The sequence below is a fragment of the Oceanisphaera sp. W20_SRM_FM3 genome, from assembly GCF_052119705.1.
Taxonomy (GTDB): domain Bacteria; phylum Pseudomonadota; class Gammaproteobacteria; order Enterobacterales; family Aeromonadaceae; genus Oceanimonas.
In genome coordinates this window covers 1-12,585 of record NZ_JBGQOP010000015.1, presented here as the reverse complement: position 1 = coordinate 12,585, position 12,585 = coordinate 1, and the positions used below count along the sequence as shown (strand labels likewise).

Sequence of the window (12,585 nt, the reverse complement as noted above, 5' to 3'; positions counted from 1 at the left end):
GGGGCATAACCACAACAAATAGGCGGTTTTATGCTAGGATCTCGCCACTTTTAGTCATGAGATGAGAAACCGACACCATGTCCATAGAACAACAATTATTAGCCCGTAGCGAGCACAGCTGTGAATTATGTAAAGCCACCGCAAATTTAGACCTGCACGCAGTGGCCCCCTATGCTGCAGATAGTGCCGAACATTGCGCACTATTGTGCACCACCTGCCAACAAGAGTTGACTGATCCTACTGATCACAACCACTGGCGTTGCTTAAACGACAGCATGTGGAGCACAGAGCCGGCGGTGCAAGTGTTGGCCTGGCGTACGCTAAAAAAATTGTCAACTGACCAAACCTGGGCTCAAGACTTGTTAGATATGCTCTACTTAGAGCCTGGCGTACAAGAATGGGCCGAAATTGGCCAAGCCGAGGATGCCGCTGACGACGGCGAAATCTTGCTCGACAGCAATGGCGTGCGTTTAGCAGCCGGTGATACGGTTACTATCATTAAAGACTTAGATGTAAAAGGCGCCGGCTTTACCGCCAAGCGCGGCACTACGGTGAAGAATATCAGCCTCAATGCCAGCCTAGCAGGTCACATAGGTGGACGCGTTAACGGCGTGCAAATTCAGTTAGCCGTGCAGTATTTAAAGAAAGTGTAACAAACCTCCGTGAGGGGTTAGGGGTTAAGATAAGACGTTATCTAGCACGCCGACTCTACAGATTTGGTATTTACCCCTCACACTTAACGCCTCTCACCTCTCATTAAGTTGAGGTCTCCTATGTATAAGTTCGTCTTTTTCGTGCCTGAATCGCATCTTGAATCCGTTAAGGCGGCGGTATTTGCCACCGGTGCCGGCAAGATTGGCGATTATGAGCAATGCTGCTTTGAAACCCGAGGCACGGGCCAATTTAAGCCGCTCAATGCCGCGAATCCTTTTATCGGTGAGGTAGGCCAACTGGAGCAGGTCGCCGAGGTACGCGTCGAGTTAGTCTGTGACGATACCTTGATCCGTTCCGCCATCACGGCCTTACGCGCCGCCCATCCTTATGAAGAACCCGCCTTTGATGTCTGGCAGCTGAGTGATCTTATATTCAGCGAAGAGTAAGGTGTGAAGGGTAAAGAGGTCATCCCTTACTCTCTACTCATTACCCTTCATTCTTCACCCATCACATTCTACACAGGAGCCTGCGATGCCGACCTTTTGCACTCACGCCTGCCCGCTCGGTTGGATAACCTTAGCAACCAGCACGGATGCCAACCAGCAAGAAGTGATCACGGCGCTGCATTTTAGTGATGAAATCGAGCAAGCTATCGCGCCTGCCACGCCCTTGCAGCAAGCGGCCTGCCGCCAGTTGGAGGAGTACTTCGCCGGACAGCGACTACAATTTAGTTTGCGCTTGGCCCCACAAGGTACCGCCTTTCAACAGCAAGTGTGGCAAGCACTGCTGACTATTCCCCATGGCGAGCATCGCAGCTATAAAGACATAGCCCTGAGTATTGATAATCCCAAGGCGATGCGCGCCGTGGGGCTGGCGAACAGCCGCAATCCTATCGCCTTGATCATTCCTTGCCATAGAGTGATTGGCGCCAGCGGCAAGTTGGTCGGTTATGCCGGCGGCATCACGCGCAAGGCTTGGCTGCTCGAACACGAGAAAAAAACGCTGCCACAGCCTATCGATTAGGTTTTCAGCGTATGGCTCTGTGCGAGATCTCGCAAAGAAAAAGCGGCAGAAGCGCTTTCTGGTTCAGAAACAAAGCCTAGATAGTATTATTTAATCTTTAAAATCAATAGATTAAGTTAAATTATCTTAGTGTGAAGTGACATATCCATGCGCAAGCGCCCGAATTTATTCTGGTCAGCGGGTTATTATGTTTTGGCAAGGAGCAAAGCGCTAATCAGGATGATAAGCCGCCAAGATGGCAAGGACTTCACAGGCAGTGATGCGGCCCCCTCAAGGATCATGAGGTAGACTCGATAAGGAATATCGGGCGTCAGGATGACAGCAAGGACAGCCTGAGGGATCGGGAAAAGGAAAGCGAACAAGGACATCGCGCGTCAAGGATTGCAGGGAGCAAACGGGTTTACGGATAAACCACACAGACGTTCAAGAAAAGGGGCAACTTAGGTTGCCCCTTTTTATTGCCTGTAAAAATAACACCCGCCAAAAAATCTAGGCCCGCCCAATAAAAAACGCCATCCTGATATTTGCAGAATGACGCTCTGTTAACTTTTACGATAGTTTTTAGTTGGCAGCTTAGCGGTTAAGACGCATAGTTAGCCGCTTACATTTTAACTACTAGGCAGTCCATATTTTGCCTGGTCAGCTGTGCACAGGACTGTTTGGCTTCATCTTGATGTAAGCCCACCAACTGCGCGCGATATAAGGTCTGCCCACCCACATTGGCGGGATTAACCGCTATCTTAGCTTGCTGGGTATTGCCGAGGCGGCGCGCGGCTTCTGCGGCTCGTTCTTTAGCTTGGTCTACGGCTCTAAATGAACCAACCTGTATGGCCCAGGCTTGCTCGGCGGTAAAGGTAGGAGCCGCAGCGGATTGGATAACATTAGCGCTCGCAGTCCTTTGAATCGGCGCCTGCTGAATAGGTGCGGGCTTAACTTGCACAGGTGGCGGATTTATCTTAGCCGCCTGAGTATGCTGAGCGGCTTCTTGACGCGAGACTTGGCGCACAGTTTCGCTGCTTACCACCAGCTTACTGGTCGGAGATGCCGCCTGTCGGGCTTGTTGCGCGGCCTTAGGAGATAATTTAGCTAGCTGCTCGGCACGAATAAAGGCTTTATCCATTAACGCCACCATGGCGGCATCCCGTGATTGCGCCGTGCGCCCACCCATGACGACGCCGATTAACCTGTGATTGCCTTTCTTAGTGGAGGTTGCCACGTTAAAACCCGAGGCATTAATGTAGCCAGTTTTCATGCCGTCCGTACCGGGGTAGTTTTTCACCAAGCGGTTATGACTGTAGTAAGTACGGCCTGCATAAGTAAAAGATGGCGTCGAAAAATAATGATAATACTTGGCGTGATCTTTCATCAGGCGCGTCGCCAAAATAGACAAATCGCGGGCCGTGGTCTGCTGGCCGCTATTGGGTAAACCCGAGGCATTGCGAAAGGTAGTCGAATTCATCTTCAAGGCTTTGGCTTTGCGGGTCATCATCTGCGCAAACTGACCCTCGGTGCGGCCCAAGGCTTCTGCTACCACCACCGCCACATCGTTAGCCGAGCGTACCACCAGCGCCGGAATGGCATCACTTACTCGCAGCCTGTCACCCTTGCGTAAGGAAAGGTTGGTTTGTGGCATAGAGGCCGCATGGGCCGAGACCGGCATGGCGGTATCCAGTTTTAATAACTTGTTATCCATGGCCTCAAACAATAAGTATAACGTCATCATCTTAGTTAATGAGGCAGGATAACGAGTGGCGTCGGCATTCTCGGCATGTAGCACTTCGCCGCTATGAGCATCGAGTATAATGGCGGCATAACGCGGATTCGCCTGCGCCTGGGCAGAGACAATAATGGAGCACAGCAATACTGCAGATAGCAATACCATGGTCAGTAGCCATCTGACTGTTTCACTACTTTTTGCAACTAACATGGCAACTAACATCGCAGGCTCCCTAAAGATGGTATAAATGGCGCAGAAAGTACGTGATTGATAGAATACTGTCCAGTAATTCAGCTCTGCGCGCTTAAAATTATCGATTGTATGCCGCCGGTAGCCGATCTGGCTGATAAACCGACGGAACTTAATGCGCAGCTGTCATTTAATTACTGTACTACTAAATCGTTACGCCTGATTTTTGCTGCACACTTTTGCAACACACATGGGCCGAACGAATAAAAAGGCGCCCAAGGCGCCTTTTTTACTCATGAAGTCTGGGTAAAGCGAGCCATCACTGTGGTTTAACTGCGATAGCTCGGCTATTTAAGCACTTAAGCACTTAAGTTAGGTGCCAGCCATTTTTCAGCTTGTTCACGCGTCATACCTTTACGGGCGGCATAATCAAGCAACTGATCTTCTTGAATTTGCGCCACCGCAAAGTAACGAGTATCTGGGTAGGAGAAATAGAAACCCGCTACCGCCGCACCCGGCCACATAGCATAGGATTCCGTTAGCTTCATACCAATGCGCTGCTCAACGTCTAACCAATCCCACAGCGTACCTTTTTCCGTGTGTTCAGGACAGGCCGGATAACCGGGTGCCGGACGAATGCCCACGTATTTTTCACGCACTAATTCGTCGCAGCTCAACTGCTCGTCCGCCGCATACCCCCAGTATTCACGGCGCACTAACAGGTGTAAATACTCGGCAAAGGCTTCTGCTAAACGGTCCGCGACCGAACCGGCCAAGATGGCGTTATAGTCATCTTCATCCTCTTTATAACGACGAATGATGTCTTCTTCGCCAATACCGCCGGTCACCGCAAAGCCACCCACGTAATCGGACTGAGTACCTTTAGGCGCCACATAATCCGCTAAACAGTAGTTAGGGAAGCCGTCTTTTTTCTCGGTTTGCTGACGTAAAAAGCGCAGTGTTTCCAATACCTGAGTACGAGACTCATCGGCGTAAATTTCTACGTCATCACCCACGCTATTAGCAGGGAATAAGCCAATAACACCGGCGCAGCGCAAGGTGCCATCTTTTTCGAGTTTATCGAGCATGGCTTGTGCATCGGCAAACAACTTAGTGGCTTCTACACCCACTACTTCGTCTTCTAAGATGCGCGGAAATTTACCGGCTAAGCCCCAAGTCATGAAGAAGGGAGACCAGTCGATGTATTCGCGTACCACAGAGATTGGCGTGTTATGAAACTCATGCACGCCCATCTTGGCTGGCACCGGCGGCACATAGTTTGCCCAATCGATGTCGACCTTATTAGCGCGTGCTTCGGCCAGTGTTACCGGCTTAGTGCGCGGCTTCTTACGAGCATGCTGGTCGCGCACCACTTCGTATTCTTTATCCAGTCGCTCAACGAAGGCCGGCTTATTCATGGCGCTGAGCAGCGTTTGCACTACGCCCACGGCACGGGAGGCATTAGAGACATACACCACTGGCTGGTCGTAGTTTTGCTCAATCTTAACGGCGGTATGCGCCTTAGACGTAGTAGCGCCCCCTATCAGCAAGGGAATGGTAAAGCCTTGGCGTTGCATCTCTTTGGCCACGTGCACCATTTCATCTAATGAGGGCGTGATCAAGCCAGACAAACCAATCATGTCGGCATTGGTGTCGCGGGCGGCTTGCAAGATTTTCTCACAAGACACCATAACGCCTAAGTCGATGACTTCGAAGTTATTACACTGCAGCACCACGCCCACGATATTTTTACCGATATCGTGTACGTCGCCCTTCACGGTCGCCATCACTACCTTACCGTTGGTTTGGCCGATTTCTTTGCTGGCTTCAATGTAGGGGTTTAAATACGCCACGGCGCGCTTCATCACCCGAGCCGATTTTACCACCTGCGGCAAGAACATCTTGCCCTCACCAAACAAGTCGCCAACCACGTTCATGCCGTCCATTAGCGGCCCTTCAATCACGTCAAGGGGGCGTGCCGAGGCCAAACGCGCGGCTTCGGTATCTTCTTCAATAAAATCCGTTAAGCCTTTCACCAAAGAATGCGCCAAACGCTCATTCACGTCCCAAGTGCGCCACTCTAAATCCCGCGGATCTACCGCTTCGCCACCACTATTACGGTAGCGCTCGGCGATTTCTAACAAGGCTTCGGTGGCACCGTCATTTTCGTTAAGCACCACGGCGATCACTTTTTCTTTTAGCTCAGGATCAATATCTTCATAGATGGCTAGCTGACCGGCGTTAACAATACCCATGTCCATGCCGTTACGCACCGCGTGGTATAAGAACACCGAGTGAATGGCTTCACGCACCACTTCGTTGCCACGAAATGAAAACGACACGTTAGACACGCCGCCCGAGATCATGGCGTGCGGAAGATTGGCCTTAATGTCTTTTACTACTTCGATGAATTCCACCGCGTAGTTGTTGTGCTCTTCAATACCGGTCGCTACGGCAAAGATATTGGGATCGAAGATAATGTCTTCCGGCGGGAAACCCACTTCATCGACCAAGATGCGATAGGCACGTTCACATATTTCATATTTGCGTTGACGAGTATCTGCTTGCCCCTCTTCATCGAAGGCCATCACGATCACGGCGGCACCGTAGCGGCGCACCAGTTTGGCGTGATGGATAAACTGCTCGACGCCTTCTTTCATGGAAATCGAGTTAACTATGCCCTTGCCTTGAATGCATTTTAGGCCAGCTTCAATCACGTCCCACTTCGAGGAGTCGATCATAATGGGCACGCGCGAAATATCCGGCTCACCGGCAATCAGGTTTAAGAAGCGCGTCATACAAGCCTTCGAATCCAACATGCCTTCATCCATGTTGATATCGATAATTTGCGCGCCGCTTTCTACCTGCTGCAGTGCCACTTGCAAGGCTTCGTCGTATAATTCTTCTTTGATCAGCCGCTTAAACTTGGCAGAGCCGGTGACGTTGGTCCGCTCACCCACGTTGACAAACATGGTGTCGGAAAAAATATTAAAGGGCTCTAAACCAGATAAACGACAGCCGGGCTTAATTTGTGGCAATACCCGCGGCTTAAGGCCGGCTACAGCCTTCGCCATCACCCGAATATGCTCAGGGGTGGAGCCACAGCAACCGCCCACTAGGTTTAAGAAGCCACTTTCGGCCCATTCGCGAATATGCTCGGCCATCTCTTCGGCTTCAAGGTCATACTCACCAAAGGCGTTTGGCAAGCCGGCGTTGGGGTGCGCAGACACATAGGTTTCACTGATGCGTGATAACTCAGCGACATATTCGCGCAGCTCTTTCGGGCCCAGTGCACAGTTCAAGCCAAAGGAAATCGGGTTAGCATGGCGTAACGAATGATAGAAAGCTTCGGTCGTTTGGCCGGTCAGCGTACGGCCTGAGGCATCTGTGATGGTGCCGGAGATCATCACCGGAATACGCATGCCAAGCTTATCGAACAGGGTTTCGATAGCGAACACCGCCGCCTTGGCGTTCAACGTATCGAAGATAGTTTCGATCATGATCAGGTGAGCGCCACCGTCGATCAGCGCTTGCGTGGCTTCGGTATAGGCCGCCACTAACTGATCGAAAGACACGTTGCGATAACCCGCATCGTTTACATCTGGCGAGATAGAAGCGGTGCGGTTGGTCGGGCCTAATACACCGGCCACGAAGCGCGGCTTATGGGGCTCTTTGGCCGTCCATTCATCTGCCACTTTGCGCGCCAATTTCGCCGCTTCATAGTTCATCTCAACCGCCAGCGATTCCATTTGGTAATCGGCCATGGCGATATGAGTCGCGTTAAAGGTGTTGGTTTCAATGATGTCGGCGCCGGCGGCAAAGTAATCGCTGTGAATTTTCGCGATCAATTCAGGTTGGCTCAGCACCAATAAGTCGTTATTACCCTTGAGATCGGACGGCCAATCGGCAAAACGTGCGCCACGATAGGCGGCTTCGTCCAGTCTGTGTGACTGGATCATGGTGCCCATGCCCCCATCTATAATGAGAATACGTTCGGCAAGCGCCTGTTCGAGCTGGGAAAAAACGGGGGATCTGGACACTGTTTACTCCTGTTACAACCTGATTCCTTAAGCGGTCGCCATACTAGCATAAAATGGCAAACTAGAAATCCAGACATCTACAGTGCAGCGCAGAAAAAAACGTCTAGCATTGACAAAGTCGACGGTATTTAGCCTCGTTTTTATTAGAGAACAAACCTCGATTAAGGCACACTATGCGCCACGGGCGAAGACCCGCTAACTTAGCTTGCAACTATAATAAAATATCAAATCGGAACTGTCTAAATGAGCGTCTATTACACTTTGTGTTTTTTGGCGGCTACGGCGATCACCATTGCCTTCGTCAATCAATACATAATGAAAATTCAAACCACCATCGCCATTACCTTTGGCGCCCTGATTATCTCCATCCTGATGTTAGTGCTCGGTAAAACTACTTGGCCGGAACTGCAACAACATGCCGTCACCACCCTTGAAACCGTCGATTTTGGCGAATTCCTATTACAGGGTATTCTCGGTTTCTTACTGTTTGCAGGAGGATTAGGCATTAATTTGCCAGCCATGAAGAGCCAAAAATGGGAAATTTTCATACTGGTGATTTTTGGCGTCTTGATCTCCACCGCCGTGGTCGCCGTGGGCCTCTGGTTACTGGCTCAAGTCGCAGGCATACCGCTATCTTTTGTTTACTGCCTATTATTTGGCGCGCTGATCTCGCCGACCGACCCGATTGCCGTGTTAGCCATAGTGAAAAAACTGGGTGCGCCCGAGCAGATTGCCATTCAGATCGAAGGCGAGTCCTTATTTAACGACGGTATCGGCTTGGTGATTTTCTTAACCATTTTTGCGGTGGCCTTTAGTGGCACAGAAGCCACCTTTGGCTCAGTAGTGGCGTTGTTCACCCACGAAGCCATAGGCGGCATCGTATTTGGTGCCGTGCTCGGCTTAATGGCGCACCTCATGATCAGCGCCACTGACGATGGCTCCATGGAATTGCTTATGACGCTGTGTATTCCTACCGCCGGCTTTGCCTTGGCTAATATGCTGGGCGTATCTGGTGCACTGGCCATGGTCGTGACCGGCATCATGATCGGCAACTGGACCCGCTACACAGGTTTTTCTGAGCAGAGTGAGAAATACTTAGACGAGTTTTGGCACCTGTTAGATGAGTTTTTAAACGCACTGTTATTCTTGTTGATTGGTTTGGCCATGTTATTGGTGGAGTTCCATTGGCAGGCGTGGGTATTAGTGCTGGGCGCCGTACCTTTGGTGCTGGCAGGCCGCTTTATCAGTGTCGCCCTGCCGTACGTGGGCTTTCGTCGCTTTCGTAGTTATAACAAATACTCGATTCGTATACTTACTTGGGGCGGGCTGCGCGGTGGCTTATCGCTGGCCATGGCGCTATCCATTCCGGCTGGTATCAAACTCGGAGCCAATGCACAGATTGAGTTGCGCGACGTTATCTTAATGATGACCTACGCCATAGTGCTGTTCTCGATTATCGTGCAAGGCATGACCATAACGCCCATTATCAACAAAGCCAAGGCCGCAGAAAAAGCCGGTTTTCCGATTGATTAATGCGGTGAGGCGTGAGGCGTGAGGCGTGAGGAGTAAAATGTGAAAGGTAAACATAAGTCAGCCTCTTTATAGCCAAGATACTGGTTTATCCTTTAGCTTCTTTACTCGATAAAAAAGCCCTTCACGATGTGAAGGGCTTTTTCTTGGCTCGTAACCACCAATTAATAAGTAAGTGTTATCTGTATTAGACCAGTGCAGTTGGCTGTTAGCGTCTTTCCCCTCACGCTTTCCCCCCTCGCGTTCAATCTCTGGTCAATGCCTCACCGGTGGCACTTAAGGTATTTAAATCGTAAGGCGTCAACTGATACACATGATAATTCAGCCAGTTAGCAAACAGCAAATGGCCATGGCTGCGCCAAGTAGCACGGGGAGTCTTAGCTGCATCGTCTTCTGGATAATAGTTTTCTGGCATCTGCGGCGCTATGCCGACCTCAAGATCGCGCTGGTATTCATTATCCAAGGTATGAGGGTCGTACTCCGGATGGCCGGTTACAAACACTTGCCGACCGTCTGGGCTGGCCGCCAAATAGACGCCCACTTTATCGGACGCCGCCAAGATTTTTAGATCGGTTTTTTCCCGCAACAGTTCGACCGGAAAATCCGCATAACGAGAATGAGGCGCTAAAAATACATCATCGAAACCGCGCACTAAGGGGTCGTATTTCCCTAAGTTCTGGTGCTCATAAACGCCGGATAACTTTTCTAAACGCGTGCGTTTATCTAAACCATATAAAATCTTTAGACCTGCCTGCGCCGCCCAACATAAAAATAGTGTTGAGGTCACATGACTCTTCGCCCATGCCACTATTTGCTCTATTTTTTCCCAATACACCACATCACAAAAATCGGTCAAGCCTAAGGGCGCACCCGTAATAATTAGACCGTCGTAGAACTGATCTTTGATCTGTTCGAAGTCATGATAGAAGCTCTCCAGATGCGACTGCGGCGTATTCTTGGAGGGTCTATCATCGATGCGCAGCAAGTCGACGTTAATTTGTAACGGCGAATTAGATAGCATGCGCAGCAGCTGATTTTCAGTTTCTATTTTCTTGGGCATTAAATTAAGCAGCAACACCCGCATTGGGCGAATTTCCTGATTAACTGCGCGAGTCTCCGTCATCACGAAGATATTTTCCTGAGACAGGACATTAGCCGCTGGCAGGCGATCGGGAATTCTAATGGGCATGAGCTTACTCCAGTACGATGGAACTAAGAAAGTCTAGACATCTAGAACTCTACAACAAAGTGGCCAATCTTGTCATCCTCAACGTGTGCCAAAGGCGCAAGATACGTTAATATCGGGGCAACATCTTTAAAGGAAAGACTATTATGGAACCTGTTATTGAACTGGTGAGCACGGGCGATGAGGTATTGACCGGCTTAATCACAGATACCAATGCCGGTTGGCTGTCTCAAATACTGCTTGAGCAAGGCTGGCAAGTGCGCCGTCGCTTCACCGTCGGTGACGACAAGGCCGATTTAGTCGAGTTATTCGAGCAACGCAGTCATCAGGCAGACATAGTGATCGTCAACGGCGGGCTCGGACCTACCTCAGATGATATAAGTGCAGAGGCCATGGCCGATGCCGCTGGTGTACCCCTTGAGCTCAATCAACACTGGCTTGATGTGATGCAGCAAAAATATGCCAGCCGTAACCGCAAAATGCCCAAGAGCAACAGCAAGCAAGCCATGCTGCCTCAAGGCGCCGAGTTAGTTGATAATCCGGTTGGTACCGCTTGTGGTTTCGCCGTTAAGCTTAATCGTGCCACCTTTTTCTTTACTCCAGGCGTGCCTTCCGAACTTAAGGTGATGATGGCTGAGGAAATACTGCCTCGGTTGCGTCATCAACTGGGCCAAAACGGCCGCAGCCAAGTGCGACGCTTCTTTCTGTTTGGCCTCTCTGAGTCTGGCTTAAGCGATAAGTTAGACGCCCTCACTTGGCCTGCGGGTATCGCCTTAGGCTATCGCGCGAATCTGCCGACCATAGAAGTGAAGCTTATCATCGACACTGTGAATGCCGAGGCCATAGCGCAAGCCGAAGCTCAATTGCTCGCGCAAGTTGGTACGCATTTGATTGCCCGAGATCACATGGACTTTACCGCCAGCCTAGGGCCCATGTTAGTCGATAAAGACTTAATGATTTTTGAAGATGCCAGCGGTGGTCGCCTAACTGATACCATCAGCACCATCACCCGCGAGTTTGAAGGCCACTATCTTGCCGGTCTGCCAGACGAAGCCGAAGACTTAGCACTCTGGCTACAAGCCTCGGCCCGACCGCTGACCTTAGCTATAGGATCTGCCGGCTCTAAAGGCGTGCCCGTAGCATTAAAAACGGCCTCAGGCTGCTACGTGCAAACCTTACAAATGCACTTTCGTGATCCATTATCACAGCGCCGCTTACTGGCCTTCACCGCCTTAGATATGCTACGTCGTCATCTAATGAATGAAACGGTAATGATCGACTACGATATATTGCCTTGTAGCGAGCGTTTTACGCTGCCTGCTTAAGGTAATAAAAAGGGCGACATGAATGTCGCCCTTAGGATGTTTTTTTGCTGACAGCTGCCCGCAGGGCTTAGCCTTGTAATCGCCACTTGGTAAGCAACTTCTCCACGGGTGTCACCATAGCCTCAGTAAAGCGCTCCGCCAACGGCGTATGAAATAACCAAGCACCGGTAATCAAAGCCAAGGGAACTGAGCCGCAAATAAAATCGGTAAACCAATGAGCCCCCGACATGACTCTTGGCATGGCGAGTAAAAAGACTAACGGCGCCACCACGTATAAGTAACGTCGCGGAAAACGATAGCAAGCGAATAACAAGAAAGTCGCAAAGCCAATACCATGATCGCTAGGAAAAGAAGCCCCAGACGCATCTTTGGCTTTGATTTCAGGCACTAATAAACTGACTCGCTCCGCTTGCTCATACACCACCGTAGGGCTAGCTCTCTCAATGGAAAGAGCCTTGCCCGCCGCGGCTTGTAGAGAAAAACAGCCCGCCATCAATAACAATAAACAGCCCATCTTGGCCCGATCACGACCCTTCAGCTGCCACGCATGAGTAAACACAAAGCCTGCCATTAATAGTGCAACAGCACCATCAATCCAGCGTTGGTTAACTACTGCCACCATATGGGCAAAACCTGGCACCGTCACCAGCCGATTGTTAAACCACCAAAAAATGCCTTCATCTAGGCTTTGCCAATAACCAAAATACCAAGTAAAAAATAGAGCTAAGGCGAGCAATTGCAGTGCCAACCAGCCTTTAATATCCCAGCGCATATTTGTATCTTTTATCTAAAAAAATGAGTTCTTTTATACCAAATTACTCAATAAATTTCAGCCTACAGCTTAAATAATACCAATCGGATTAAACATTAGATCAGTTTTGTCCAGCTTCGATTACATAGTGATTTCACTCGATCCACGTC

9 protein-coding genes are annotated in these 12,585 nt (G+C 50.2%); 5 read left to right on the top strand and 4 right to left on the bottom strand.

From position 1 onward, the window contains the following. Positions 1 to 77 precede the first annotated feature (77 nt). The 3 genes from ACEN2G_RS09450 to ACEN2G_RS09440 all read left to right on the top strand — a co-directional run bounded on the left by ACEN2G_RS09450 (position 78) and on the right by ACEN2G_RS09440 (position 1,677). Entirely contained in the window at positions 78 to 653 is a 576-nt protein-coding gene (locus ACEN2G_RS09450) for a PhnA domain-containing protein (protein ID WP_442021242.1), read from the top strand. Positions 654 to 773: 120 nt separating this feature from the next. Next, positions 774 to 1,100: an NGG1p interacting factor NIF3 gene (locus tag ACEN2G_RS09445; RefSeq protein WP_442021241.1), complete on the top strand. Its 327-nt coding sequence runs from the start codon at positions 774 to 776 to the stop codon at positions 1,098 to 1,100. Positions 1,101 to 1,185: 85 nt separating this feature from the next. Then, on the top strand, positions 1,186 to 1,677 hold the full coding sequence (locus ACEN2G_RS09440; RefSeq protein WP_442021240.1) for a methylated-DNA--[protein]-cysteine S-methyltransferase: 492 nt from the start codon (positions 1,186 to 1,188) through the stop codon (positions 1,675 to 1,677). A gap of 601 nt (positions 1,678 to 2,278) precedes the next feature. On the opposite strand, the gene ACEN2G_RS09435 is transcribed toward ACEN2G_RS09440, so the two are convergent. Continuing rightward, positions 2,279 to 3,616 carry an SPOR domain-containing protein gene (locus ACEN2G_RS09435; protein ID WP_442021239.1) on the bottom strand — a complete coding sequence of 446 codons (1,338 nt, stop codon included), beginning with the start codon at positions 3,614 to 3,616 and terminating at the stop codon, positions 2,279 to 2,281. A gap of 326 nt (positions 3,617 to 3,942) precedes the next feature. Then, on the bottom strand, positions 3,943 to 7,623 hold the full coding sequence (gene metH, locus ACEN2G_RS09430) for a methionine synthase (RefSeq protein WP_442021238.1): 3,681 nt from the start codon (positions 7,621 to 7,623) through the stop codon (positions 3,943 to 3,945). A 243-nt stretch (positions 7,624 to 7,866) separates the two neighbouring features. Between metH and ACEN2G_RS09425 the strand changes: the two genes are divergently transcribed. Continuing rightward, positions 7,867 to 9,156 carry a cation:proton antiporter gene (locus ACEN2G_RS09425; protein WP_442021237.1) on the top strand — a complete coding sequence of 430 codons (1,290 nt, stop codon included), beginning with the start codon at positions 7,867 to 7,869 and terminating at the stop codon, positions 9,154 to 9,156. A 241-nt stretch (positions 9,157 to 9,397) separates the two neighbouring features. On the opposite strand, the gene metA is transcribed toward ACEN2G_RS09425, so the two are convergent. After that, positions 9,398 to 10,342, bottom strand: a complete 945-nt coding sequence (gene metA, locus ACEN2G_RS09420) for a homoserine O-succinyltransferase MetA (protein ID WP_442021236.1) — start codon at positions 10,340 to 10,342, stop codon at positions 9,398 to 9,400. A 143-nt stretch (positions 10,343 to 10,485) separates the two neighbouring features. Between metA and ACEN2G_RS09415 the strand changes: the two genes are divergently transcribed. After that, positions 10,486 to 11,664 carry a CinA family nicotinamide mononucleotide deamidase-related protein gene (locus tag ACEN2G_RS09415; RefSeq protein ID WP_442021235.1) on the top strand — a complete coding sequence of 393 codons (1,179 nt, stop codon included), beginning with the start codon at positions 10,486 to 10,488 and terminating at the stop codon, positions 11,662 to 11,664. Between the two features lie 67 nt (positions 11,665 to 11,731). Here ACEN2G_RS09415 and ACEN2G_RS09410 read toward each other — a convergent pair whose 3' ends face one another. Beyond that, positions 11,732 to 12,436 carry a phosphatase PAP2 family protein gene (locus ACEN2G_RS09410; protein ID WP_442021234.1) on the bottom strand — a complete coding sequence of 235 codons (705 nt, stop codon included), beginning with the start codon at positions 12,434 to 12,436 and terminating at the stop codon, positions 11,732 to 11,734. Positions 12,437 to 12,585 lie beyond the last annotated feature (149 nt).

What these genes read in the sequence shown, in the direction of transcription:
- ACEN2G_RS09450 (WP_442021242.1), top strand. Translation starts at nt 78, where the DNA reads ATGTCCATAGAACAACAATTATTAGCCCGTAGCGAGCACAGCTGTGAA.
- ACEN2G_RS09445 (WP_442021241.1), top strand. Translation starts at nt 774, where the DNA reads ATGTATAAGTTCGTCTTTTTCGTGCCTGAATCGCATCTTGAATCCGTT.
- ACEN2G_RS09440 (WP_442021240.1), top strand. Translation starts at nt 1,186, where the DNA reads ATGCCGACCTTTTGCACTCACGCCTGCCCGCTCGGTTGGATAACCTTA.
- ACEN2G_RS09435 (WP_442021239.1), bottom strand. Translation starts at nt 3,616, where the DNA reads ATGTTAGTTGCCATGTTAGTTGCAAAAAGTAGTGAAACAGTCAGATGG.
- ACEN2G_RS09425 (WP_442021237.1), top strand. Translation starts at nt 7,867, where the DNA reads ATGAGCGTCTATTACACTTTGTGTTTTTTGGCGGCTACGGCGATCACC.
- metA (WP_442021236.1), bottom strand. Translation starts at nt 10,342, where the DNA reads ATGCCCATTAGAATTCCCGATCGCCTGCCAGCGGCTAATGTCCTGTCT.
- ACEN2G_RS09415 (WP_442021235.1), top strand. Translation starts at nt 10,486, where the DNA reads ATGGAACCTGTTATTGAACTGGTGAGCACGGGCGATGAGGTATTGACC.
- ACEN2G_RS09410 (WP_442021234.1), bottom strand. Translation starts at nt 12,436, where the DNA reads ATGCGCTGGGATATTAAAGGCTGGTTGGCACTGCAATTGCTCGCCTTA.